The sequence below is a fragment of the Streptomyces sp. NPDC002742 genome (assembly GCF_042888885.1).
In the GTDB taxonomy this organism is placed as follows: Bacteria; Actinomycetota; Actinomycetes; order Streptomycetales; family Streptomycetaceae; genus Streptomyces.
In genome coordinates this window covers 73,261-96,129 of the sequence record NZ_JBIAQF010000009.1, presented here as the reverse complement: position 1 = coordinate 96,129, position 22,869 = coordinate 73,261, and the positions used below count along the sequence as shown (strand labels likewise).

Annotated in this window: 22 protein-coding genes and 1 riboswitch; of the genes, 17 read left to right on the top strand and 5 right to left on the bottom strand. The window is 71.0% G+C overall.

From position 1 onward, the window contains the following. Positions 1 to 94: 94 nt before the first annotated feature. Positions 95 to 553 (top strand): acyl-CoA thioesterase, encoded by a 459-nt coding sequence (locus ACFYW8_RS17775; RefSeq protein WP_389075440.1) that lies wholly within the window; start codon positions 95 to 97, stop codon positions 551 to 553. On the opposite strand, the gene ACFYW8_RS17770 is transcribed toward ACFYW8_RS17775, so the two are convergent. After that, positions 513 to 1,724: an MFS transporter gene (locus ACFYW8_RS17770; protein ID WP_389075435.1), complete on the bottom strand. Its 1,212-nt coding sequence runs from the start codon at positions 1,722 to 1,724 to the stop codon at positions 513 to 515. The genes ACFYW8_RS17775 and ACFYW8_RS17770 overlap by 41 nt on opposite strands. Positions 1,725 to 1,855: 131 nt before the next feature. Between ACFYW8_RS17770 and ACFYW8_RS17765 the strand changes: the two genes are divergently transcribed. Then, on the top strand, positions 1,856 to 3,088 hold the full coding sequence (locus tag ACFYW8_RS17765) for an ROK family transcriptional regulator (protein WP_389075430.1): 1,233 nt from the start codon (positions 1,856 to 1,858) through the stop codon (positions 3,086 to 3,088). Positions 3,089 to 3,243: 155 nt separating this feature from the next. Here the strand turns inward: ACFYW8_RS17765 and ACFYW8_RS17760 are convergent, their stop codons facing one another. Then, complete coding sequence (locus ACFYW8_RS17760) at positions 3,244 to 3,993, bottom strand: SDR family oxidoreductase (RefSeq protein WP_365878801.1); 750 nt, start codon at positions 3,991 to 3,993, stop codon at positions 3,244 to 3,246. 594 nt (positions 3,994 to 4,587) lie between these two features. Next, positions 4,588 to 4,718: riboswitch (FMN riboswitch) on the top strand. Positions 4,719 to 4,872: 154 nt separating this feature from the next. Between ACFYW8_RS17760 and ACFYW8_RS17755 the strand changes: the two genes are divergently transcribed. From ACFYW8_RS17755 to ACFYW8_RS17715, 9 genes are all read left to right on the top strand, one after another. After that, entirely contained in the window at positions 4,873 to 5,508 is a 636-nt protein-coding gene (locus tag ACFYW8_RS17755; protein WP_389075424.1) for a riboflavin synthase, read from the top strand. Next, complete coding sequence (locus ACFYW8_RS17750) at positions 5,505 to 6,140, top strand: nicotinamide riboside transporter PnuC (protein ID WP_389075419.1); 636 nt, start codon at positions 5,505 to 5,507, stop codon at positions 6,138 to 6,140. The genes ACFYW8_RS17755 and ACFYW8_RS17750 overlap by 4 nt, the downstream gene beginning before the upstream one ends. Beyond that, positions 6,137 to 7,474 (top strand): bifunctional 3,4-dihydroxy-2-butanone-4-phosphate synthase/GTP cyclohydrolase II, encoded by a 1,338-nt coding sequence (locus tag ACFYW8_RS17745; protein ID WP_389075415.1) that lies wholly within the window; start codon positions 6,137 to 6,139, stop codon positions 7,472 to 7,474. The genes ACFYW8_RS17750 and ACFYW8_RS17745 overlap by 4 nt, the downstream gene beginning before the upstream one ends. Positions 7,475 to 7,661: 187 nt before the next feature. Continuing rightward, entirely contained in the window at positions 7,662 to 8,147 is a 486-nt protein-coding gene (ribH, locus tag ACFYW8_RS17740; RefSeq protein WP_328556700.1) for a 6,7-dimethyl-8-ribityllumazine synthase, read from the top strand. 34 nt (positions 8,148 to 8,181) lie between these two features. Then, complete coding sequence (locus ACFYW8_RS17735; RefSeq protein ID WP_030038616.1) at positions 8,182 to 8,454, top strand: phosphoribosyl-ATP diphosphatase; 273 nt, start codon at positions 8,182 to 8,184, stop codon at positions 8,452 to 8,454. Between the two features lie 86 nt (positions 8,455 to 8,540). Continuing rightward, positions 8,541 to 9,398, top strand: a complete 858-nt coding sequence (gene hisG / locus ACFYW8_RS17730; protein WP_365878791.1) for an ATP phosphoribosyltransferase — start codon at positions 8,541 to 8,543, stop codon at positions 9,396 to 9,398. A 14-nt stretch (positions 9,399 to 9,412) separates the two neighbouring features. After that, the gene (locus ACFYW8_RS17725) at positions 9,413 to 9,880 is read left to right on the top strand and encodes a PH domain-containing protein (protein ID WP_389075402.1); all 468 of its coding nucleotides are present in this window, start codon (positions 9,413 to 9,415) and stop codon (positions 9,878 to 9,880) included. A 198-nt stretch (positions 9,881 to 10,078) separates the two neighbouring features. After that, on the top strand, positions 10,079 to 11,410 hold the full coding sequence (locus ACFYW8_RS17720) for a hemolysin family protein (protein ID WP_365878787.1): 1,332 nt from the start codon (positions 10,079 to 10,081) through the stop codon (positions 11,408 to 11,410). After that, complete coding sequence (locus tag ACFYW8_RS17715; protein WP_365878785.1) at positions 11,407 to 12,495, top strand: hemolysin family protein; 1,089 nt, start codon at positions 11,407 to 11,409, stop codon at positions 12,493 to 12,495. The genes ACFYW8_RS17720 and ACFYW8_RS17715 overlap by 4 nt, the downstream gene beginning before the upstream one ends. 78 nt (positions 12,496 to 12,573) lie before the next feature. Here ACFYW8_RS17715 and ACFYW8_RS17710 read toward each other — a convergent pair whose 3' ends face one another. Both ACFYW8_RS17710 and ACFYW8_RS17705 read right to left on the bottom strand, forming a co-directional pair. Further along, on the bottom strand, positions 12,574 to 14,439 hold the full coding sequence (locus ACFYW8_RS17710; RefSeq protein WP_389075392.1) for an AAA family ATPase: 1,866 nt from the start codon (positions 14,437 to 14,439) through the stop codon (positions 12,574 to 12,576). A 469-nt stretch (positions 14,440 to 14,908) separates the two neighbouring features. Then, positions 14,909 to 15,562, bottom strand: a complete 654-nt coding sequence (locus tag ACFYW8_RS17705) for a hypothetical protein (RefSeq protein WP_365878781.1) — start codon at positions 15,560 to 15,562, stop codon at positions 14,909 to 14,911. 242 nt (positions 15,563 to 15,804) lie between these two features. Between ACFYW8_RS17705 and ACFYW8_RS17700 the strand changes: the two genes are divergently transcribed. The 6 genes from ACFYW8_RS17700 (at position 15,805) to ACFYW8_RS17675 (ending at position 22,484) form a co-directional block, all read left to right on the top strand. Further along, positions 15,805 to 16,761, top strand: a complete 957-nt coding sequence (locus ACFYW8_RS17700) for a hypothetical protein (RefSeq protein ID WP_389075385.1) — start codon at positions 15,805 to 15,807, stop codon at positions 16,759 to 16,761. Between the two features lie 48 nt (positions 16,762 to 16,809). Continuing rightward, positions 16,810 to 18,351 carry an amino acid permease gene (locus ACFYW8_RS17695; RefSeq protein ID WP_389075380.1) on the top strand — a complete coding sequence of 514 codons (1,542 nt, stop codon included), beginning with the start codon at positions 16,810 to 16,812 and terminating at the stop codon, positions 18,349 to 18,351. A 189-nt stretch (positions 18,352 to 18,540) separates the two neighbouring features. After that, positions 18,541 to 19,893 carry a peptidase C39 family protein gene (locus ACFYW8_RS17690; protein WP_389075375.1) on the top strand — a complete coding sequence of 451 codons (1,353 nt, stop codon included), beginning with the start codon at positions 18,541 to 18,543 and terminating at the stop codon, positions 19,891 to 19,893. Between the two features lie 269 nt (positions 19,894 to 20,162). Next, positions 20,163 to 20,309, top strand: coding sequence for an SCO1431 family membrane protein (locus ACFYW8_RS17685; RefSeq protein ID WP_389075372.1), 147 nt, complete (start codon positions 20,163 to 20,165; stop codon positions 20,307 to 20,309). Between the two features lie 103 nt (positions 20,310 to 20,412). Continuing rightward, positions 20,413 to 21,072 carry a TetR/AcrR family transcriptional regulator gene (locus tag ACFYW8_RS17680; protein WP_389075367.1) on the top strand — a complete coding sequence of 220 codons (660 nt, stop codon included), beginning with the start codon at positions 20,413 to 20,415 and terminating at the stop codon, positions 21,070 to 21,072. Between the two features lie 239 nt (positions 21,073 to 21,311). Next, a complete protein-coding gene (locus tag ACFYW8_RS17675; RefSeq protein ID WP_389075362.1) occupies positions 21,312 to 22,484 on the top strand; it encodes an acyl-CoA dehydrogenase family protein in 1,173 nt (390 codons plus the stop codon). On the opposite strand, the gene ACFYW8_RS17670 is transcribed toward ACFYW8_RS17675, so the two are convergent. After that, positions 22,447 to 22,812: a hypothetical protein gene (locus ACFYW8_RS17670; protein WP_389075359.1), complete on the bottom strand. Its 366-nt coding sequence runs from the start codon at positions 22,810 to 22,812 to the stop codon at positions 22,447 to 22,449. The genes ACFYW8_RS17675 and ACFYW8_RS17670 overlap by 38 nt on opposite strands. Positions 22,813 to 22,869: the final 57 nt, after the last annotated feature.

The window sequence follows — 22,869 nt, the reverse complement described above, 5'->3', positions numbered from 1 at the left end:
CGGGCCAGGGATCCTGAGCGTTTGCTTAGGATGGGGGCATCGTTTTCAGCCAGGCCGCCCCATTCGCACGCCGCACGTCTCAGGAGTCCCGCCCGTGACCGCCGAAGCCCCCGTCGCCCCCGCCCTCCCGTACGGACGACTCCTGCCCGTCATCGTCCACTTCGACGACCTCGACGCGCTCGGACTGCTGCACAACGGCCGCTACCCGGTCATGGTCGAGCGTGCCTGGGCCGCGCTGTGGAACGAGAGCGGCTTCGGCTTCGAGGGCGACTGGGAGGCGGCGGGCGACTCGTGCAACGCCGTCAAGGAACTGCGGATCACCTACGAGGTCCCGGTGAACCGTCCGGGCGCGTACTCCGTCCACCTCTGGCTGGAGCGGCTCGGGAACACCGGACTCACGTACGGCTTCCGCTTCTGCTCCCTCGACGGCGCGGTCACGTACGCGCACGGAACCCGGGTGCTCGTCCGGCTCGACGCCGGGACGCTGCGCCCGACGCCGTGGAGCGACCGGTTCAGGACCGTGGGCCGGGAACTGCTGCGCTCGGAGGACTGACCTTCGGACGGCCGCGGTCCCCGGCCCGCAGTACGCCCGCGAGCACCGTGAGCCCGAACACCAGGACCGTGACCAGCCCGAACGACACCATCAGGTTCGTCGCCTGCGCCACCGACCCGATCAGGCTCGGCGCGATCAGCCCCGAGGTGTACGTGATGGTCGCGACGCCGGCGATGGCCTGACTGGGGTTGGGGCCGCTGCGCCCGGCCGCCGCGAAGCAGAGCGGGACGACGACCGCGATCCCGAGACCGAGCAGCGCGAAGCCGCCCATCGCCACCGCCGGATCGTCCGCGACGACGATCAGCAGACCGCCGAGCACGGCCAGCACGCCGCCCGCCCGCACGGTCCGTACCGCGCCGAACCGGTTCACCACCGTGTCGCCGATCAGCCGGGCCACCGCCATCGTCAGCATGAAGCCGGTGGTCGAGGCCGCGGCGAGACCGGCCGAGGTGTCCAGCTGGTCACGCAGGTAGACCGCCGACCAGTCCAGGCTCGCGCCCTCGGCGAAGACCGCGCAGAAGCCGATCGTGCCGATGAGCAGCGCCGACCGGGGCGGCAGCGCGAAGCGCGGCGGCGGCTCCTCGTCCTCGGTGGGCCGCAGATCGAGCACCCAGCGACAGGCGACCAGTCCGACGAGGGTGAGGGCCGCCGCGGCCAGCGCGTGGTGTATGCGCGCGTCCGAGCCCAGCTGCGCGGCGAGCGTGCCGGCCGCCGCGCCGATCAGGGCGCCGGCGCTCCACATGCCGTGCAGCCCCGACATGATCGACTTGTCGAGCCGGTTCTCCACTTCGACACCCAGCGCGTTCATGGCGACATCCGCCATCCCCGCCGTGGCCCCGTAGACGAACATCGCGACGCACAGGGTGAGCAGGTTCGGTGCGAGGGACGGCAGGATCAGCGCCAGTGTCCACAGGGCCATGAGTCCGCGCAGCGCCGTACGGCTGCCGAAGTGGTGGGTGATCCGGCCGGCCAGCGGCATCGAGCAGGAGGCGCCCAGCGCGGTGAAGGCGAGCGCGAAACCGAGCTGCCCCGCGCTGACCGAAGCGTGGTCCTGGATCCACGGCACGCGCGTCGCGAACGACCCGGTGACGGCTCCGTGCACGGCGAACACGGCCGCCACGGCGTACCGGGCGCGCTTCACCTCGCGCTGGTCGTAGATCACTTCTCTCATGCTCCGGCCCCTCCCCGAGTGATGGTGCCCCATTCCGCCGCCGTAAATTATCAGGAACCCTGCCTGATAGATAGACGACTACTCGCCGCCCGCCCACCGGGCGGACCCGCCGATCTGGGAGGATTCCCGGCATGCCCGCATCCCCGAGCACCGCACGGGCCATCAACGACCGGCTCGCCCTGCGGCTGTTGCAGCAGGAAGGCCCCTTGACGGCAGGGCGGTTGAAGCAGCTCACCGGACTGTCCCGGCCGACTGTCGCCGACCTCGTCGAACGCCTCACGGCCTCCGGCCTCGTCACCGTCGTCGGGGAATCGGGGGAGCAGCGGCGCGGTCCGAACGCCCGGGTCTACGGGATCGTCGCGGACCGCGCCCACCTGGCCGCGCTGGACGTCCGTACGGAGGGAGTCTCCGTCGTCGTCTCCGACCTGGTCGGTCGCGTCCTGGCCGAGGCGTCCGTGCCGATCGGCGGGGACACCGGGACCGTACCCGCGGTGGAGCAGGCGGTCGCGCTGGTCGAACGGGTGGCCAAGGAGGCCGGGACCCTCGGGGCGACGCGTCCCCGCGAACGCGACGGCGGGTGGGGCAGGCTGCACACCGTCGGCATCGGTGCGCCCGGTCTGATCGATCCCGTCAGCGGTGAACTCCGCGACTCCACCGGCCTGCCCGAGTGGCACCGGCGCCTGGTCGCGGTCCTCCAGGAACGGCTCCCCGAGGCCCGCGTCCTCGTCGAGAACGAGACCAACCTCGCGGCCATCGCCGAACAGCGGGACGGCGTCGCCCGTGACCGGGACACCTTCGTCCTGCTGTGGCTCGGACACGGGACCGGCGCGGCCGTCGTCCTCGACGGCGCCCTGCGCCGCGGCGCCTCCGGGGGAACCGGGGAGATCGGCTTCCTGCCAGTGCCGGGCACCACGACCCTGCCCTCGGCGACCGACTGCGGGGGCGGCTTCCACTCGCTGGTCGGGTCCGCGGCGATCGCGGAGCTGGCGGCGGAGCACGGCGTCCCGGCGCGGGCCGAGGGCCACGAACCGCATGCCGCGGCGCTGGTCCGGCAGGCGCTGGCGACCTCCGGCTCGCCGTCCGCCGACGGCTTCCTCGACGCCCTCGCCGACCGCCTCGCCATCGGGGCGGCCTCCGTCATCGCCGTACTGGACCCCGGCTGCGTGGTCCTCGGCGGCGAGGTCGGCCGGGCGGGCGGCGCCGCGCTCGCCGCCCGGGTCGAGCGGCGGCTCGTGCGGATGTCACCGCTCCCGACCGAGGTCCGCGCGAGCACGCTGGGCGGAGGCGCGGTACTGCGCGGCGCCCTGCTGACGGCGCGAGACGGCGCCCAGGACGAGCTGTTCGCTCCGCCGTCGTCGCGGTAGGTCCCGGGGTCGGCGGAACCCGGGCGGTTGCCGGGTCGAGCCCGGGGCCGGCGGACCCGGTGGGGTGCTGGTGCCGGGTCCGGGGTTCCGCCGATCCCCGGGCGGGGATCGGCAGGTGCCGCCGAGGCCGGCGGCCCCCGAGGCGACCGGCCGAGTCAGCGCGTGTTCTGGGAGCGTGCCTTGAGGAAGTCCTCGAACGTTCCCTTCCCCACGGCGCGCCCCGGTGTGAGGTGGTGCCCCTCCCGGAATGCACGGTAGGCCTTGCCCGGCAGACGTACGTCGACCAGCGGGCGCCGCTTCCCGGTGGCGCGCAGGTGGGCTGCGGCCAGCGAACGGAGCGTGCGCACCTGGGGCCCGCCCATGTCCTCGACGCGCCCCGCGGGCGCACCGGCAGCCAGTCCGGCCAGCCGGTCGGCGACCTCGGCGACCTCGATCGGCTGGTCGGAGACCCCGGCGGGGAGGATCAGTACGGGCAGCTTCGCGAGCCCCGCGAGGACCTGGGCGACGAGGTCGTGGAACTGGGTGGTGCGCAGGATCGTCCAGCCGATCCCGGACTCCTCGATCAGCTTCTCCACGGCCCACTTGCTCTTGTAGTAGCCGAACGGGACCCTGTCCACGCCGACGATCGAGATGTGGACCAGATGCGGGACGGCCGCCCGGCGTGCGGCCGCGATCAGCCGCTCGGCCGCCTGCTCGTCGCCTCCCCGGGGTGAGGTCGCGCAGTGCACGATCGCGTCCACCCCCCTGACGGCCGCCTCCAGACCGCTGCCGCCCTCGCGCAGATCGACGGCGTACACCTGCGCGTGCCGGCTGAGCACCCGCACCTCGTGGCCGTCCGCGCGCAGTCGCTCGGTGACCAGCCTGCCGAGGGTGCCGGTGCCGCCGGTCACCAGGATCGTGGTCATGCCGTCCCGTCCTTTCGACGCCGGACACTCCCGGATGGAGCGCCCTTCGTCAGTTGAGACCGCGCAGCCCGCGGAAACGTGACATCGCCGCCGCGGAACGGGCGGGCGGAGCCCGGTGAGCCCTCCGGCCGGTCGGACCCAGGGACCACTCACCCCGGTGCGGCTCGGTCCGCGGTCCGGGCGCGCTCCAGCCGGCTTCCCGGCAACTCCAGTCTGTCGGGGTTCGGCAGCGGCCGCGAAGCGGGCCTTCGGCGCGGTGAGCCGCAGCGCCCGCCGGTACGGGCCGCCGTGCCGGCTGGGGACCCGGCGGCGGGGCAAGGGCCTTCGTCACCGCCGCCGGGTCGATCGTGGGGGGACCGGCAAGGAATGATCACGCAGTCTTGATCGAGGACACTAAGAGGACTAGACCAGAGCGTCAATAGGTATGGACCAGTCGGGTAGGCCTGGGCTGTGTCACAAGGCCGCCCGGAGCCAAGGAGGTTGACCGGCGAAACCGTTCCGTGGAAGTCCATGGAGACCGGCTGTGAGCCACCCCACAGAGGTGCGGCCCCATGGCCGACGATCGGGCGTGGCACACTGGCCCTGTACCAGAAGCAGCGCACTCCGGGGTCGGTGTAATTCCGAACCGGCGGTTACAGTCCGCGACCCGGTCGCTTCCAGCGGCCGGTTGACCAGGTGAAATTCCTGGACCGACGGTTAAAGTCCGGATGGGAGGCAGTGCGCGGCGGGCGGGCATGTGTGCGCGCTGCCGTTTGTTGCTCCTCGTCCTCAGGGACGAGTGACCTTTCGGCTTCGCTGCCGGTGTGCCGCGGTCCGCTCATTCTGTCGTCATCGACAGGCCCCGGAGTCCGTGCCCCATGAGGCAGGAGGACCCGGGAAGTGTTCACCGGAATCGTCGAAGAGCTGGGTGAGGTCACCGCCGTCGAGATGCTCGACGACGCCTCGCGTTTCCGGCTGCGTGGCCCCGTCGTCACGCAGGGCGCGCAGCACGGCGACTCCATCGCCGTGAACGGAGTCTGTCTCACCGTCGTCGAGCACGAGGGCGACGAGTTCACGGCCGATGTCATGGCCGAAACCCTGAACCGCTCCAGCCTCGGCGCCCTCACCGTCGGCTCCCGCGTCAACCTGGAACGGCCGATGGCCGTGGGCGAGCGCCTCGGCGGCCACATCGTGCAGGGACACGTCGACGGCACCGGCGCGGTCATCGAGCGCAAGCCGTCCGAGAACTGGGAGATCGTCAAGATCTCGCTGCCCGCCGACCTTTCGCGCTATGTGGTCGAGAAGGGCTCCATCACGGTCGACGGCATCAGCCTGACCGTCGTCGACGCCGGCTCGGACCACTTCACCGTCAGCCTCATCCCCACCACCCTCGACCTGACCACGCTGGGCCACAAGCAGCCCGGCGACCCGGTCAACCTCGAGGTCGACGTCATCGCCAAGTACGTCGAGCGACTGCTCGGCGCCCGGGGCGAGCAGCCCGCCGGTCTGCCCGGCGGCCAGGGGGCCGGGCAGTGAACTGGCTCAACTCCGAGGCCTTCGTCCTGCTCGGCCAGCACATCATGTGGTCGGACATGATCGGCAACGTGATCGGTCTGATCGCCCTCGCGCTCGGCTGGCGGCGCTCCGTGTGGAGCTGGCCCGTCCAGCTCCTCTCCGGAGTCGTCCTCTTCGCCGCCTTCTTCGGCCACCTCACCGGCAGCGCCGGCAAGCAGGTCGTGGTCATCGTCGTCGCCCTGTGGGGCTGGTGGCAGTGGAACCGAGGCGAGGGCAAGGACGGGCGTATCTCCGTGCGGTTCGCCAGCTGGCACGAGCGCGCGTACATGGTCGGCGCCGCCGTCGTGGGGACCCTCGCCGTCAGCGGCCTGTTCCACGCGTACCCGACGCTGTCCTGGGACCCCTGGCCCGACGCGTACATCTTCGTCGGCACGATCGTCGCCATGTACGCGCAGGCCCGCGGCATGGTCGAGTTCTGGTTCGCCTGGCTGCTGGTCGACGTGGTGGGTGTCCCGCTCAACTTCGCCAACGGCTACGCCTTCTCCGGTTTCGTCTACGTCCTGTACGGCGCGCTCGTCCTGTGGGGCCTGCGCGACTGGTGGCTGCGCTCCCGTGAGGCCGGGCAGCCCGTCCTGGAAGGAGCCCCGGCATGACAACGGCGCCGGTTTGGTACAGCACCGGGCACGATCAAGATGCCTCGGACTTCGCGCTCGACCCGGTCGAGCAGGCCATCGCCGACATCGCGGCCGGCCGTCCCATCGTGGTCGTCGACGACGAGGACCGGGAGAACGAGGGCGACCTCGTCGTCGCCGCCGAGATGGCGACCCCCGAGATCGTCGCCTTCATGATGAGCGAGTGCCGCGGACTGATCTGCGCCCCCATGGAGGGCGACGAACTCGACCGGCTCCGCCTTCCGCAGATGGTCGACGACAACACCGAGTCGATGAAGACCGCGTTCACGGTGTCGGTGGACGCGTCCGCCGCGCACGGAGTGACCACCGGCATCTCGGCGGCCGACCGCGCCGCCACCCTGCGGCTCCTCGCGGACGGCGCCTCGGCGGCCGACGACTTCGTCCGCCCCGGCCACATCTTCCCGCTCCGCGCGCGGTCCGGCGGCGTGCTGGTCCGCAACGGCCACACCGAGGCCGCCGTCGACCTGGCCCGGCTGGCCGGCCTGCGCCCGGCCGGAGCGATCGTCGAGATCGCGGGCGAGGACGGCCGGATGCTCCGGCTGCCCGAGCTGATCCCCTTCGCCCGCAAGCACGGCCTGACGATCATCTCCATCGAGGACCTGGTCGCCTACCGCCGCTCCACCGAGCTCACGTCGTCCGCCGAGTCCGGGGCGGACCTCGCCGCCCCCACCGTCCGCCGCGAGGCCGAGGTCCATCTCCCCACCGCCTTCGGCGAGTTCACCGCGTACGGGTACCGCTCCACGGCCGACGGTGTCGAACACGTCGCCCTCGTCCACGGCGAGATCGGCGACGGCCAGGACGTCCTCGTCCGCGTCCACTCCGAGTGCCTCACCGGCGACGTCTTCCACTCGCAGCGCTGCGACTGCGGCCCCCAGCTCCAGACGTCCATGGAGCTCATCCGGGCCGAGGGCCGCGGCATCGTGGTCTACCTGCGCGGGCACGAGGGGCGCGGCATCGGCCTGCTCTCCAAGCTCCGCGCGTACGAACTCCAGGAGCGCGGCCGGGACACCCTCGACGCCAACCTGGAGCTCGGCCTGCCCGCCGACGCCCGTGACTACGGCGCGAGCGCGCGGATCCTGGAGGACCTCGGCGTCCGCAGCCTGCGTCTGCTGACCAACAACCCCGACAAGACCGACGCTCTCCTCCGGTACGGCCTGCGGGTCACCGGGCGCGAGCCCATGCCTGTCCAGGCGGGCGAGCACAACCTGCGCTACCTGCGGACCAAGCGGGACCGGATGGGCCACGACCTGCCCTGGCTCGACGCGACCACCGTGTCGGCCTGCGGGAGCCAGTGACACCGCACGACGGGAACCACCGGCAGGGCCCGGCCCGACCGGAACCACCGGCAGGGCCCAGCACTGCCGGCAACACAGCACTGTCGGCAACACGGTGCTTTCGGCGACACGGCGGTACCGGCAACCCGGCGGTACCGGCGGCACAAGCACAATCGGCAACACAGCACAGCGGGACTGAAGGAGAGACGTGAGCGGCAAGGGTGCACCCGAACTGTCCGTACGCAACTGCGGCGACCTGCGGGTCGCGGTCATCGCGGCACAGTGGCACGACAAGGTGATGGACGGTCTCGTCGACGGCGCGCTGCGCGCCCTGCACGAGCTGGGGATCGACGAGCCGACCCTGCTGCGGGTCCCCGGGAGCTTCGAGCTGCCGGTCGCCGCCAAGGTCCTGGCGGGCCGCGGCTACGACGCGATCGTCGCGCTCGGCGTCGTCATCCGCGGCGGAACACCCCACTTCGAGTATGTGTGCCAGGGCGTCACCCAGGGCCTCACCCAGGTCTCCATCGACACCGGCGTCCCCATCGGCTTCGGCGTGCTCACCTGTGACACCGAGGAGCAGGCCCTGGACCGCGCGGGCATCGAGGGCTCCAACGAGGACAAGGGGCACGAGGCGGTGACCGCCGCCGTGGCGACGGCGGCCACCCTCCGCTCAGTATCCGAACCCTGGCACTGAGGTACGGCACCGAGCGCGTAGGCTGAGGACCACCATGTCCAATAAGACGTTCGAGGAGCTCTTCACCGAGCTCCAGCACAAGGCCGCCACGGGCGATCCCGCCACTTCGCGCACCGCCGAGCTGGTCGGCAAGGGCGTTCATGCCATCGGCAAGAAGGTCGTCGAAGAGGCCGCAGAGGTCTGGATGGCCGCCGAGTACGAAGGCAAGGACGCCGCCGCCGAGGAGATCTCGCAGCTGCTCTACCACGTCCAGGTGATGATGGTCGCGCGCGGGATCTCCCTCGACGACGTGTACGCGCATCTCTAGGGGCCGGTCCCAGCAGCGCCCCCACCGAGCACGTCCACCCGTCCCAGCCCACTCATGAACAACCTCGAGCAAAGGAAGCCGACCTCATGCTGCGCATCGCCGTCCCCAACAAGGGTTCCCTCTCAGGACCTGCGGCGGACATGCTGCATGAGGCCGGCTACCAGCAGCGCCGGGAGTCCAAGGAGCTGCGGATCGTCGACCCGAACAACGAGGTCGAGTTCTTCTACCTCCGCCCCCGGGACATCGCGATCTACGTCTCCTCCGGCCGGCTCGACATCGGCATCACCGGCCGCGACCTCCTGATCGACTCCGGAGCCAACGCGGAGGAGATCCTCCCGCTCGGCTTCGCCCGCTCCACCTTCCGCTTCGCCGCCAAGCCGGGCACCGCGAACGGCATCGCTGACCTGAACGGCACGACGGTCGCCACCTCCTACGAGGGCATCGTCGCCAAGCACCTCGCCGAGCACGGTATCGACGCCTCCGTCGTACACCTCGACGGCGCCGTCGAGACCGCCATCGAACTCGGCGTCGCCGAGGTCATCGCGGACGTCGTCGAGACCGGCACCTCGCTGCGCAACGCCGGGCTGGAGATCTTCGGCGACCCGATCATGAAGTCCGAGGCGATCGTCATCCGCCGTGTCGGAGCCGACCGCACCGAGGACGCCGAGCCCAAGGTGCAGCAGTTCCTGCGCCGGCTCCAGGGCGTCCTGGTCGCGCGGACGTACGTGATGATGGACTACGACTGCCGCGCCGAGCACCTGGAGAAGGCCGTCGCGCTCACTCCCGGCCTGGAGTCGCCGACCATCTCGCCGCTGCACAACGAGGGCTGGGTCGCCGTCCGCGCCATGGTCCCCTCCAAGGAGGCCCAGCGGATCATGGACGACCTGTACGCGCTCGGAGCGCGGGCCATCCTGACCACGGCCATCCACGCCTGCCGGCTCTGACGGGACCAACGGACATGTCGGACCTTCCCTCCCTTCCCATAACCTTCCGCCCGGCCCGCACCCGGGCCGTGCTGCTCACCGCGGGTGCCTCGATCCTTGTGGTCATCACCACGGTCGCGATGCTTCTGGAGCAACTCGGCCCGGGGGAGAAGCTCAGCTTCATCTTCACCGCGGCGCTCCTCTTCGGAGTGCTCGTCCTGCTCTCGCGGCCCAAGGTCGTCGCCGACGAGAGCGGTGTCACCGTCGTCAACATCGCGAGCCGCCGGCACCTGGACTGGGCCGAGATCCTGCAGGTCAACCTGCGTCCCGGCGACCCCTGGGTGTTCCTCGACCTCAGTGACGGCACCAGCCTTCCGGCCCTCGGCATCCAGCCGGGCATCGCCAAACAGCGTGCCATCGAGGACGCCCGCACCCTGCGCGCCCTGGCTTCGGCCCGTGGCATCCGCGAGCCCGACGGGCACCGCGACGAACATCAGGGATGACTCTCGGCCCTCCACCCTGCCCTGAGAGCCCATGTCTTGATTAATCTGTCGGCGGAGGCGTTTTTCATGACGCCTCCGCCTCCGATGTGCTCCGGCCCTCAGAGGCCCCCTGCTACCCGAGGAGTGACTCCCTCCAGCGATGGACGGATCGTCCTGTAGTACCTGCGCCGCCCCCTTCCGACATACCGAGGCGGCGGCATGACCATCCCCCTGTTGCTCCTTGGCGCGGCGTTCCTGCTGATTCTCGCCAACGGATTCTTCGTGGCGGCCGAGTTCGGCCTCGTCACCGTCGAGCGCCCCGACGCCGAGAAGGCGGCCGCCGACGGCGACAAGCGCGCCGGTACGGTCGTGGAGTCGCTCAAGGAGCTGTCCTTCCAGCTCTCCGGCACCCAGCTCGGCATCACCATCACCTCGCTCGTCGTCGGCATGCTCGCCGAACCGGCGCTCGCCCAGTTGCTGGACGGCCCGTTCAGGGCGGTCGGACTGCCCGACGGCGCGGTGCCCGGCATCGCCGTGGTGACCGGCATGCTGCTGGCCTCCGCCGTGCAGATGGTGATCGGTGAACTCGTGCCCAAGAACTGGGCGGTGTCCAAGCCGCTCCAGGTGGCCCGCTTCGTCGCCGGCCCGCAGCACGTCTTCTCCCGGCTCTTCCGGCCGGTGATCGCCGCGCTCAACACGGTCGCCAACCGGCTCGTCAGGGCCCTGGGCGTGGAACCCGCCGAGGAGCTGGCCTCCGCCCGCACCCCCGGCGAACTCGTCTCCCTCGCCCGCCACTCGGCCCGGGCGGGCGCCCTGGAGCAGGACACCGCGGACCTCTTCGTCCGCACGATGTCGCTGGCCGACCTCACCGCGCAGCACGTCATGACGCCGCGGGTGAAGGTCAGCGCCCTCCAGTCGTCGGCCACCGCCGAGGACGTGGTCAACCTCACCCGTGCCACCGGCCTGTCCCGCTTCCCCGTCTACCGGGAGCGGATCGACGAGATCGTCGGCATGGTGCACCTCAAGGACGCCCTCGCGATCCCCTCGCGCGACCGGCTGCGCACCCCCGTCGGCCGGATCGCCCAGACTCCGCTGCTCGTCCCGGAGACGCTGCCCGTGCGGCCCCTCCTGGAGCGGCTGCGCAGTGAGCAGCCGATCGCCGTCGTCGTCGACGAGTACGGCGGCACGGCCGGTGTGGTCACCCTGGAGGACATCGTCGAGGAACTCGTCGGCGAGGTCCGCGACGAGCACGACGACGTGCTGGGCGAACCGCCCGAGCTCGCGGCCGCTCCTCCCGAGGACGGCAGGCCCGCCTGGGACGCCGACGGCAGCTGCCGGGTGGACATCCTGCAGCGCATAGGCCTCGACGTGCCCGAGGGGCCGTACGAGACCGTGGCGGGACTCGTCGCCGACCTGCTCGGCAGGATCCCGGCCCCCGGCGACAAGGCCGAGCTCCCGGGCTGGCGCCTCGTGGTGCGACAGGTCGGGCACTACCGCGCCGAACGTGTCCGCCTGGTGCGGACCGCGCTCGCCCCGGAGGCCGTCCGATGAGCATGCTCCAACTCCTCTTCGCGGGCCTGCTGGTGCTCGCCAACGGTTTCTTCGTCGGCGCCGAGTTCGCGCTCGTGTCCGTGCGGCGCAGCCAGATCGAACCGCTGGGCACCGCACGCTCCCGGCAGGTCCTGTACGGCCTGGAGCGCCTCCCGCAGATGATGGCGGCGGCCCAGTTCGGCATCACCATGTGCTCCCTGACGCTCGGCGCGGTCGCCGAGCCCACCGTCGCCCGTCTGCTGGAGCCGCTCTTCGCGGCGGTCCGGCTGCCGGACTCGGTGATCCACCCCCTCGGCTATGTGATCGCGCTCGCCCTCGTCGTCTTCTTCCACCTCGTCATCGGCGAGATGGTCCCGAAGAACCTGGCGATGGCCGCGCCCGAGAAGACGGCCCTGTGGCTCAGCCCCGGACTCGTCGCCTTCGCGCGGGTGTGCCGGCCGGTCACGGTGGGCCTCGGCGCCTGCGCGCGGCTCATCCTCAAGCTGTTCCGGGTCGAGCCCCGGGACGAGGTCGAAGCCGTCTTCACCAGCGAGCAGCTCAACCGGCTGGTCGAGGACTCCGGACAGGCCGGCCTCCTCGACCCCGAGGAACAGGAGCGCCTGGAAGACGCCCTGGAGCTCGGCTCCCGCCCGGTCACCGACGTCCTGCTCGACAGCGGCTCGCTGGTCACCGTGGACCCCTCGGTCACCCCGGGCCAGGTCGTCGCGCTGACCGCGCGCACCGGGTACTCGCGGTTCCCGGTGGTCGCGGAGAACGGCGCCTTCATGGGCTGCTACCTCCACGTGAAGGACGTCCTCGACCTGGAGGAGTCCGAGCGTGCGGTCCCGCAGCAGATGTGGCGCCCGATGACCACCCTGCGGTCCGAACTCCCCCTGGACGACGCCCTGACCGTGATGCGCCGAGCGGCCACCCACCTGGCCCAGGTCGCCGACGCCTCCGGCAAGGTCCTCGGCCTCGTGACCCTTGAGGACGTACTGGAACTGCTGGTCGGTGAGGTGCGCGATCCGGCGCACCGCAACGTCGCGCCGGTACGGGTCGCGGAGCCGCGCCCCAGCCAGGCCCCCGAGGAGGCGCTGGCGAGCTGATCGTGAGCGTGGGCCCCGGGTTCCCGGCGGCCGTGCGACCCGTGAAGGTCGTACGGCCCCGGCGGAACCGGGGCCTTCTCACATCGCCGAAGGATCCTGCGGGCCGCGTCCCGACAGGACCTCCCCGTAGGCCTGCATGAGGTCCGGCAGCCGCAGGGTCGACAGGTCGTCGCGCGACGGTGTGCCGGGGTATCCCGACAGCCGCAGATCCCGGTACGCGCAGCTCTTCTCGTACAGCGTGCGCAGGAAGCGGCCGTTGCCGAGTTCGTCGATCCAGCCCTGGTCGACGACGTGCCCGGCGATCGAGCGGAGCTCGTCCAGCGCCTCCTCGTCCCAGATGTCGCCGTTCTCGGCGGCCAGCACCTCACCGATGGAGGTCAGTTCGAGGGGGCGGTACGAAGGGAAGTCCACGCGGCTGGTGAAGCGCGAGGAGAGACCGGGGTTGGCGGCGAGCAGGCGGTCCATGCCCTCGGGGTAGCCGGCGAGGATGACGACCAGGTGGTCGCGGTTGTCCTCGGCCCGCTTCAGCAGGACCTGGAGGGCCTCGTCGCCGTACGCGTCGCCCTTGCCGTAGCCGGAGTTGGACAGCGAGTACGCCTCGTCGACGAACAGGACGCCGCCGATCGCCGAGTCGATCAGCTCGTTGGCCTTCACGGCGGTCTGGCCGAGGTACTCGCCGACCAGGTCGGCTCGCTGGGCCTCGACCAGATGGTCTCCGCCGAGCAGCCCGAGCGCGTAGAAGACCCGGCCGAGAATGCGGGCCACCGTGGTCTTGCCGGTGCCGGAGGGGCCGGAGAAGACGAAGTGCCGTTTCGGCGGCTGCACCGGGAGACCCTGCCCGGTGCGCAGCCTTGCCATGTTCAACTGCGCCGACAACGCCTTGACCTGCCGCTTGACGGGCTCCAGGCCCACCATGCGCTCCAGTTCGTCGAGCGCCTCCTCGAGTAAGGCGGGGTCCGTCGGGCCGGCGGGCATCGGCTGCACCGGGACCACGGCCTTCTCCCGGAAGCCGTCGGTCTGGGCCGGCAGCCCGCCGGGCGGCGACGGATCGGGCTCCGGGAGCCTCAGGTCGCGCCCCTCGGTGCCGAACAGCGGGTCCATGCCGTCCGGGCCCTCCAGCACGTCCTGCCCGATCCCGGCCAGCGTGATCGCCGCGAGATCGGCCGCGGCGTCGTCGTACCCGTCCCCCTCGGAGATGGCCGCGAGCCGCGCCGAGGTGTCCATGAAGGAGGGGTCGACCCGGTGCACCGCCCGGTACAGGGGCAGCGCCGCGGCGGACCGTCCGGTGCCCTCGTGGGCACGGGCCAGCCAGTACCGCAGCTCCTTGCGCTGCGGCTGCTCGCTGCGGCAGCGCATCAGCGCGGACGACAGCAGCGGCTCGGCCTGCCCGTACATCTCCAGCCGGACCCGCGCCATGCCGCCGAACAGTCCGGCCTCTATGCCGAGCATGGGATCGTTGATCAGTGGATCGGTGTGCCGGACCAACTGCTCCCAGTCCTTGACCAGATAGGCGCGGCACGCGTGCAGGAAGCGCACCTGGTGGTCCGCGTCGACCGGCGGCAGGCCGGCCAACGCCCGGTCCAGTTCGGGGACATGACGTCCGTCGAGCCAGTGCGAGGCGTGCGCGAGCAGCAGGTCGCGCGGACTCTCCAGCACCGGCTGAACCCACCAGCCCAGCCAGTACCAGGAGTTGAGGGTGCGCCGGTGGCGGGAGCGCTGTTCGCCGAAGCGGTCGCGGTGCCGGAACATCCGCAGCAGCGCGGTCGTCGTGTCCACCCGTAGCGCGTGCAGCCCGAGCCAGCCGTCCGCCATACCGGGATCCATCCGGACCGCGGCGCGGAACTCCTCCTCCGCCTGCGGGTAGGCGCCCATCGTGTAGGCGTCCACACCTCGCAGCCAGGCGAGGTCGGCCGGGGCCTCGGGGCCCTGCGTGCCGAAGTCCATCACGTCCCCCACAAACCGTGCCCCCGATGGTCGGGGAATGCCTCGCGGATCAGGACACCCCCCTTGCCGCCGGGCCGGTGCCCGTCGGCAGCTCTGGTCGAACGACTGTGCCGCGGACGGGAGTTGAAGCGGTGCGGCAGAGCAGCCGTCCGAAGGTCGCACCGAGAGGCATCGTACCTGCGGTTCATGGGCCTGCCGAAGGGTGCCGCACACCCCGTTCCACGAGGTGGGAGCAGACGGGGCGCACTGAGGACGGTGACCCAGGGTGAGCGAATCACGCCGGGTGGCGTCCGGAAAGAGATGATGTGGGCAGAACGAAGCCCCCGATCACGGGGGAACAACCGGGGGCTTCGCGACTGCGGGGGCGGCTCCCGAAGGCCGCTCCTTCAGAACGTAAGACCTGTACGGCCCCCTGGTCAAGCAGAGTTGGGACACTGAGGCAACTTCTCCGGAGTGGTTCTTCGTGACTTCAGCGCGCTGCGGATGGTCCATCACGGTGAGTGATGAACTGGTCCGGTCCAGACGTCTCAACAGGCCCCGGCAGCACCTCGTATCCCTCCGGACACTGCCGCACCACATCGTCCGCGAACGGCCGTGTGGGGTCCCCGGCGAAGTGCCGGCGCTCGGCGCGGACCCATTCGGCCCAGAACTCGCTCTGCGCCTCACCGTCCCGTCGCAGCCCCCGCGCCCAGGCCTCCTCGTGCGGCAACTCCATCCACAGCAGCCGGGCGAGCCACGGGCGCAGCGCCCGGCGCCCCGCGCCGACGCCCTCCAGCAGGACCACGGGCGCGGCCGGCAGCTCACGGACGGGTCCGGACTCCCGGGCGCTCCAGTCGTACGGGGCGTATCGTGCCGCCTCGCCGCGCCCGAACGGCTCGATCACCCGGCTCAGCAGGCGCCCGGTCCAGCCGAAGAGCTCCTCGTGGGTGGCGATGTCGTCGAGGTGCAGTACCGGTGCGCCGTCCAGGGCCGTCGCCAGCTTCCCGGCGAACGTGGTCTTCCCGGAGCCCGCGTGGCCGTCCACGCCGATCAGGCGGACGGGACCGCAGGACGGCGGCAGCCGGCGCAGCCGCGAGGCGAGGTCGTGAATGGGGCTTCCAGGGGTGGGGTGCGAGGTGGGCATGGTCCTGGAGAACATTCTATAGAGGCGCCGTCCACAGCGGATCCACGGGTTCAGGGTGGTGCCGCGGTGGTGCCGCATTGAACCATTGACCGAACAATCCTCAAGGGTTCCGAGGATCTGATCCCAAATTCCCGGCCGCGCGGAACCAGGTATTTCACTTAGGGCGTTCCGGTACTCCGGGATGCTGAGTAGGGTTCCTGTTGCGCAACGGTGAGGCGTCGTACCGGGATGGACAGGGGAAGATGGCCGCGGGCTTATTCGACGGGCAGTACGCGTGGCATCCGGCGGCCGACGACCGCGGACTCGCGAGCGTCTGCACGGATGTCCGGGCCGGCCGCTATCTGAGCGCCGGCGAAGCCCTGTCGGAGTCCCGCGCCGATTTCGGGCTACGGGCCCATCGCTCCCTGGTCCTCGCCTCCGAGGCCGCCGACTCCGACCTCGCCGAACGCTGGCTGGCCGAGGAGCGGACCCCCGAGGCCGCGCTGATGTGGGCCCGCGTGGCCGTGCTGCGGGCGTTACGGGCGGCCGACTCCAAGGACGACCGGGCCGAGGCGTTGGAACGCATGGCGCTGACCGCCTGCGACCGGGCCGCGGTGATGGACCGGGCCGATCCCACGCCCTGGGTCGCCCGGCTGTCCATGGCCCGGCTGCACGACCTGCGTGACCCCGCGCCGCAGGGGCTGCTGACCCAGCCGCCCGGCCCCTGGCGGCTGTTCTCGCACATCCTCCGCCTCGACCCGTGGAACCGGGAGGGTCATCACCGGTTCCTGGCGTTCTTCTTCACGCGGTACGGCGGCTCCGTGAACGCCGCCTGGGACGTCGCCGCCTTCTTGAGCCAGCGCGCCCCCGCCACCTCGGCGCTGCGACTGCTGCCGCTGGTGGCCCTGGTGGAGAGCTACAACCCCACACAGTTGCTGGTCGACCGCACCTGGGAACAGCCTCAGTGGCGTTCCACGGCGCTGGCGATCTACCAGCACTGGCTGCCCGTGGCGTCCGGGTACCGCTTCACGCCCGTGCTCGATCTGGCGTACCTCGCGCACGCGCTGTTCATGGCGCAGCGCGAGTTCGAGGCGCGCGCGGTCCTGATGGCCATGGGGCCGTACGCCTGCCGCATGCCGTGGAGCGTCTTCGGCGAACCCGAGGAGCAGCTCTCCCGGGCCCGCCGCGGCTGCGGCCTTCCCGTGCCGGGGGCCTGCTGACAGGCGGCCCTCCCGACGTCCTGAACCACCCCGAGAGAAAGGTCAGTCGTGTCAGAACGGATATCGTCCGCACGTCAGAGAACCGGCCCCGGAGAGGATTCGGTCGCCTTCGACGACGACGCGACGCTTCACGCGATGGGGTATCCGCGAAAACTCACCCGCCGATTCCAGGCGTTCGACAATTTCGCGATCTCCTTCACCATCATCAACATCATTTCGGGTATTTTCTCGGCCTTCGGATTCGGGATGAATGCGGGCGGCCCGCGCATTCTCGTGTTCGGCTGGATCGGCGTCTCCGTGATGGTGCTCTTCATCGGTGCCGCGATGGCGGAAGTCGCCTCCGCCTATCCGACCAGCGGGGCGCTCTATTTCTCCGCCGGCAAGCTCGCCAAGCGGCACAAGGGTGCCTGGTCCTGGTACACGGGGTGGCTGAATTTCGTGGGTCAGGTGGGCGGTACGGCCGCCACCGGATACGCGGCCGCCACCTTCATCCAGGCGTTCGTCGCACTGCAGTGGCACTCGTACGAGCCGACCGCCGAGCAGACCGTCCTGATCACGGCGCTCATCATCGTGCTCCAGGGCTTGGCCAATACCTACACCGTCCAGCTGGTCGCCCTGCTCAACCGGATCTCCGTGTGGTGGCTGCTGATCGGGCTCGTAGTGATCGTGAGCACACTCATCGTGATGCCCGACGACCATCAGTCGGCCTCGTTCGTCACGCATTTCGCGAACAACACCGGCTTCACGAACGGGATTTACGGAGGGATGCTCGGTCTGCTGGTCACCAGCTGGACCTTCACCGGCTTCGACGGCAGCTTCCACATGTCCGAGGAAACGGTGCGGGCCACGGTCAACGCACCGAAGGGGATCACCCGTTCGATCGGTTATTCGGCGATCACCGGGCTCATCCTGATGCTCGCCCTTGTGTACAGCGTTCATGATTATGACCAGGTCGCCGGTTCCTCGGCGCCGCCCGTCCAGATTCTCATCGACGGACTTGGCATGGGCATGGCGAAGTTCATCCTGCTCATCGTGATCGGGTCCATGCTCTTCTGCGGTCTGGCCAACCTGACCAGCAACACCCGGCAGATCTTCGCCTTCTCCCGGGACGGCGCGATGCCGGGCTCCCGCTGGTGGCACTCCGTCTCGCCGCGCACCCGTACGCCCGTCAAGGCCGTCTGGCTGGCCGTCGCCTGCTCGCTGGCGCTCGTCCTGCCGGCCTGGTGGTCGCACACCGCGTTCACCGCGATCGTCAGCGTCAACGTCGTCGGCCTCTTCCTGGCCTACGCCGTGCCGATCTTCCTGAGGCTGCGGCTCGGTGACGAGTTCCAGCCCGGCCCCTGGAACCTGGGCCGCTGGAGCAAGCCCGTGGGCTGGGTGGCCGTGACCTGGATCCTCGCCAGCAGCGTGCTCTTCATGCTGCCCCAGTTCTCCCCGATCACCGGGGACAACTTCAACTACGCCTCGATCGCCCTGGCCGTGGTGCTGATCGTCGCGACGGTGTGGTGGTTCGCCACGGCGCGCCGCCGTTTCCAGGGCCCAGTCAGCTACGGCCGCCCCGACGAGGTGGCCGCCATGGACCTCGTCTGATCTTCCGTCCGCCTCGGCCCCGGCACTCGCCGGGGCCGAGGCGTCCCAGGTCATGCCAGTGGTCCCGACCAATATTGGTGGGCGCGGCACGGGCCGAAGTGCTGGCAGAAGTCGTCCCCCGGCGTACATAGTTGGCGCACGACAGAGCATTGGGCCAGCCCGTTCCGGACACCTGGGGGTTCTCCACCCATGAGCAGAGCCGAACAGCCGTCCCGCAGAATCGTCCTGGCCGCCGCGGTCGCCGCGGCGGCGGTGGGGGCCGCGGGCCCGACAGCCGCCGCCGCCCCGGCCCGCCGGACCAGGGCGCCCGGCGGACTCGTCGACAACCACGCCTGGACCTCGTACGGCGACTGGCGCGCCGGCGGCGCGCACGGCACGCGGGCCGTACGCGGCGCGCGCCCCGGCCTGGTGATCGCCGCACCGGCCGGCACCATGGACTACACCGACCCGCACACCGGCAGGACCGCCGGCTGGGAGTACGCGACCTGGACCTCGCCGGTCCACCGGCTCGCCGTCCCCGCCACGGAGGCCATCGCCTCCTGGAACGCGCACACCCCGGCCGGCACCTGGCTCCAGGTCGAGCTGACCGGCACCTACTCCGACGGCACGGACACACCCTGGTACGTGATGGGCCGCTGGGCCTCCGGCGACCAGGACATCCGGCGCACCTCAGTGGACGGCCAGAGCGACGGCCGCAGCACGATCTGGACGGACACCTTCTCCATCGACGACGCGGCCTCCGGCCTGCGCCTCGTCTCGTACCGGCTGCGCCTGACCCTCTACCGAACCCCGGGCTCCAGGATCACGCCCACCGTGTGGCGGCTCGGCGCGATGGGCTCCGACATCCCGGACCGCTTCACGGTCCCGGCCTCGGCCCCGGGTCTCGCCCGGGAGCTGAAGGTTCCGCGCTACTCGCAGGAGATCCACGCCGGCCAGTACCCCGAGTACGACAACGGCGGTGAGGCCTGGTGCAGTCCCACGTCCTCGCAGATGATCATCGAGTACTGGGGGCGCGGGCCCACCGCCGAGCAGCTCGCCTGGGTCGACCCGGCCTACGCCGACCCGCAGGTGTGCCTCGCGGCCCGTTCCACCTACGACTACCAGTACACCGGCTGCGGCAACTGGCCCTTCAACGCCGCCTACGCCGCGACGTACAAGGACCTCCAGGGCGTGGTGACCCGGCTCGGCTCGCTCACCGACCTGGAGACACTGATCGCCGTCGGCATCCCGGCCATAACGTCCCAGTCGTTCCTCAAGTCCGAGCTGACGGGCGCGGGTTACGGCACTTCGGGCCACCTCATGACGGTCATAGGGTTCACCGCGGACGGCGATGTGATCGCGAACGACCCGGCGTCGCCCGGCGACGACGCGGTGCGCAGGGTCTACAAGCGCTCCGAGTGGGAGAACATCTGGCTGCGGACAAAGCGCTACAACGCCTCCGGGAAGGTCGTCTCCGGAACCGGCGGGGTCTGCTACCTGTACTTCCCCGCGCACCTCTCGGCGCGGCAGCGCAAGGCGCTCGCGGCGGTGGGCATCCGGTGACGCCAGCGGCGGCCCCCGAGCCGGTGGGGGTCGCCCGCCCGTCCTGAACGCGCCCGTCGGTGACAACTCGGCGCCCGTCCGCGGGCGTGTGACGAAACCCACACACGTTGCCCGCCCGCCGGAACCCAGGCGGATCCGAAGCCGGTCGAGGCGCGGACGTGATCCCGGTCTCTACCGGCGAGAACGGCGACGATGGCAAGGTGGTCGGGTCGGTGGGGAGCCGACGGGAGGCGGGGGACGCCACCGCACCACTACGTCAGCGAGATGCCATGACCGCGAGCTCCGCCACCGCCCCTCGTCTCCGCGCCCGCACCGGCGGCCCGGAGGAGGGCGGCCCGAAGATCCTCGAACACGTCCTGGGCTGGACCCTCGTGGTGGTCGTGGCGATGCTGGTGACCCAGCTCGGCCTGCTCTGAGGAGGCAGGCCGCCCGGGGTCGTGCATCGCACCCCGACGAGCGGTCGGCATGGTTCTGCCATACTGCGCATGTTCCGTCGGCAGTTGGAGACCAGGGCCGAAATTGAATAATAGTCAACAGCGTGACATCGGCCGCCCCCGGGCGCGAGGCACCGACCGCTCACTGGCGCGCCGCGCCGAACTCATCGCCATCGGGCGGAAGTTGTTCGCCGACACGTCGTACGACGCGCTGTCGATGGATGACATCGCGCGGCAGGCGCATGTCGCCAAGGGGTTGATCTACTACTACTTCAAGTCCAAGCGCGGCTACTACCTCGCCATCGTCGAGGACTCGGTCGCGGATCTGGTCTCCCGGGCCGCCGACGGTGTGGAACTGCCTCCGGTGGAGCGGGTCCAGCGCACGATCGACGGCTATCTCCGCTATGCCGAGCACAACCAGGCCGCCTACCGCACGATCATCACCGGCGGCGTGGGCTTCGACACGGAAGTGCAGGCGATACGCGAGGGCGTGCGCGAGGCCATCGTCGCGACGATCGCGGAAGGGGCGTACGGCAGGGGCAGGATCGGACCGCTGCCACGCATGGCGCTGCTCGGATGGCTGCACAGCGTGGAGGGCGCCACCCTCGACTGGATCGGCCACCCGGTGCTGCCGCGCGACACGATGCGCGAACTGCTGGTGAAAATGCTCGGGGGTGCGATGCGAGCCGTCGAGGAGCTCGACCCCGCCTATGCGGCCCCGCCCGACGCCCGGCGGGACAACTGACGGAAGGCTATGAGGACTAGACCACTCTGTCAATGGTTCGGACCAAATCCCGTCTCGTAGGCAGGTGGTCGTCATCCGGTGAGGGAGTGCCTCCGTTCGGGCGTACTCCCGGCGCCACGGCCGCGGGTCGGCCGGTTCTGCGACCCGGACCGGGAGCATCGGCCGGGCCAGGTGAGACCCGGCGCCGTTCCACCCGGGTGGGCGTTCGTCGATGTGCCCGAACAGGGAGGAGCGTCACCGTGCCCGATAACGCCCCGCAGCCGGTGGACCGTCAACTGCCCACGGACGAGGCACGGGATCTGATCGCGCTCGTCCGCGACATCGCACGGCGCGAGATCGCCCCCGAGGCGGCCGAGGAGGAGGACGCCGGACGCTTCCCGCGCGAGGTCTTCGGTCTGCTCTCGGAATCCGGACTGCTCGGACTCCCCTACGACACCGGCCTCGGCGGCGGCGGCCAGCCGTACGAGGTCTACCTCCAGGCCCTCGAAGAGCTCGCCACGGCCCGCCTCACCGTGGGCCTCGGCGTCAGCGTCCACACCCTGGCCTGTCAGGCCCTCGCGAACCACGGCACCGACGAGCAGCGGGCCGGGTGGCTGCCCGCGATGATCGGCGGCGGTCTCCTCGGCGCGTACTGCCTCTCCGAGCCGTCCTCGGGTTCCGACGCCGCCTCGCTGCGGACGAAGGCGGTGCGGCAGGGGGACGACTGGGTCCTCACCGGTACCAAGGCGTGGATCACGCACGGCGGCGTGGCCGACTTCTACACGGTGTTCGCGCGTACCGGAGGCGAGGGCAGGCACGGCATCACGGCCTTCCTGGTGCCCGGCGACGCCGACGGCCTGTGGGCCTCACCGCCCGAGCGGAAGATGGGGATGAAGGGCTCGCCGACCGCGCAGGTCCACTTCGACGGAGTGCGGGTCGCCGACGGCCGACGCCTCGGCGACGAGGGCCAGGGCTTCGCGATCGCCCTGTCGGCACTCGACTCCGGGCGGCTCGGGATCGCGGCCTGCGCGACCGGCGTGGCCCAGGCCGCGCTGGACGAGGCCGTCGCGTACGCCACCGGGCGGCGCCAGTTCGGGCGGCGGATCTCGGACTTCCAGGGGCTGCGCTTCATGCTCGCGGACATGGCCACCCGGATCGAGGCCGGCCGCGCGCTCTGCCTGGCCGCGGCGCGGCTGCGCGACGCGGGCCGGCCCTTCTCCAAGCAGGCGGCCATGGCGAAGCTGCTGTGCACCGACTCCGCGATGACGGTCACCACGGACGCGGTCCAGGTCCTGGGCGGGTACGGGTACACCGTCGACTTCCCGGCCGAGCGGTACATGCGCGAGGCGAAGGCCCTGCAGATCGTCGAGGGCACCAATCAGATCCAGCGCATGGTCATCGCGCGCCACCTCGTGGGTCCCGAGGCGCGCTGAGGCCGCCGCGCGGGTCCAGGTGCGCGTCGAACTCGCCCCGCGGGTCCGCGCCCCCGCCGAACTCGTTCCGCGGGTCCGCACCCACGCCGAACTCGTTCCGCGGGTCCCGGGACGCGTTGAACTGCCCCTCACCGCGCGGGTCCGGGGCCGGGACGAAACGTGCTTCTCCCCGCGGGTCCGGGGCCGGGACGAAGCGTGCCTCGCCCCGCGGGTCCGTGATCGCGCCGAACTGCCCGTACCCGTACATGACCGAGGGAGCCACCAGGCGCACCCACTCGGGGTCGTGGCGGCCGGGCAGCGTACGGCCGCGATCGGCCCAGGTGCGCATCAGGGCGCGGTAGATGGGCGGATCCTGGACCGGTGGAAGTGGAAGTGGAAGTGGAAG

Bases quoted from the DNA above. Each gene is read 5' to 3' on its own strand.
- ACFYW8_RS17710 (WP_389075392.1), bottom strand. From the start codon at position 14,439: ATGGACTTCGGCACGCAGGGCCCCGAGGCCCCGGCCGACCTCGCCTGG.
- hisG (WP_365878791.1), top strand. From the start codon at position 8,541: ATGCTGCGCATCGCCGTCCCCAACAAGGGTTCCCTCTCAGGACCTGCG.
- ACFYW8_RS17690 (WP_389075375.1), top strand. From the start codon at position 18,541: ATGAGCAGAGCCGAACAGCCGTCCCGCAGAATCGTCCTGGCCGCCGCG.
- ACFYW8_RS17770 (WP_389075435.1), bottom strand. From the start codon at position 1,724: ATGAGAGAAGTGATCTACGACCAGCGCGAGGTGAAGCGCGCCCGGTAC.
- ACFYW8_RS17745 (WP_389075415.1), top strand. From the start codon at position 6,137: ATGACAACGGCGCCGGTTTGGTACAGCACCGGGCACGATCAAGATGCC.
- ACFYW8_RS17700 (WP_389075385.1), top strand. From the start codon at position 15,805: ATGGCCGCGGGCTTATTCGACGGGCAGTACGCGTGGCATCCGGCGGCC.
- ACFYW8_RS17765 (WP_389075430.1), top strand. From the start codon at position 1,856: ATGCCCGCATCCCCGAGCACCGCACGGGCCATCAACGACCGGCTCGCC.
- ACFYW8_RS17670 (WP_389075359.1), bottom strand. From the start codon at position 22,812: ATGCGCACCTGGGCCGATCGCGGCCGTACGCTGCCCGGCCGCCACGAC.
- ACFYW8_RS17705 (WP_365878781.1), bottom strand. From the start codon at position 15,562: ATGCCCACCTCGCACCCCACCCCTGGAAGCCCCATTCACGACCTCGCC.
- ACFYW8_RS17720 (WP_365878787.1), top strand. From the start codon at position 10,079: ATGACCATCCCCCTGTTGCTCCTTGGCGCGGCGTTCCTGCTGATTCTC.
- ACFYW8_RS17735 (WP_030038616.1), top strand. From the start codon at position 8,182: ATGTCCAATAAGACGTTCGAGGAGCTCTTCACCGAGCTCCAGCACAAG.
- ACFYW8_RS17685 (WP_389075372.1), top strand. From the start codon at position 20,163: ATGACCGCGAGCTCCGCCACCGCCCCTCGTCTCCGCGCCCGCACCGGC.
- ACFYW8_RS17760 (WP_365878801.1), bottom strand. From the start codon at position 3,993: ATGACCACGATCCTGGTGACCGGCGGCACCGGCACCCTCGGCAGGCTG.
- ACFYW8_RS17715 (WP_365878785.1), top strand. From the start codon at position 11,407: ATGAGCATGCTCCAACTCCTCTTCGCGGGCCTGCTGGTGCTCGCCAAC.
- ACFYW8_RS17725 (WP_389075402.1), top strand. From the start codon at position 9,413: ATGTCGGACCTTCCCTCCCTTCCCATAACCTTCCGCCCGGCCCGCACC.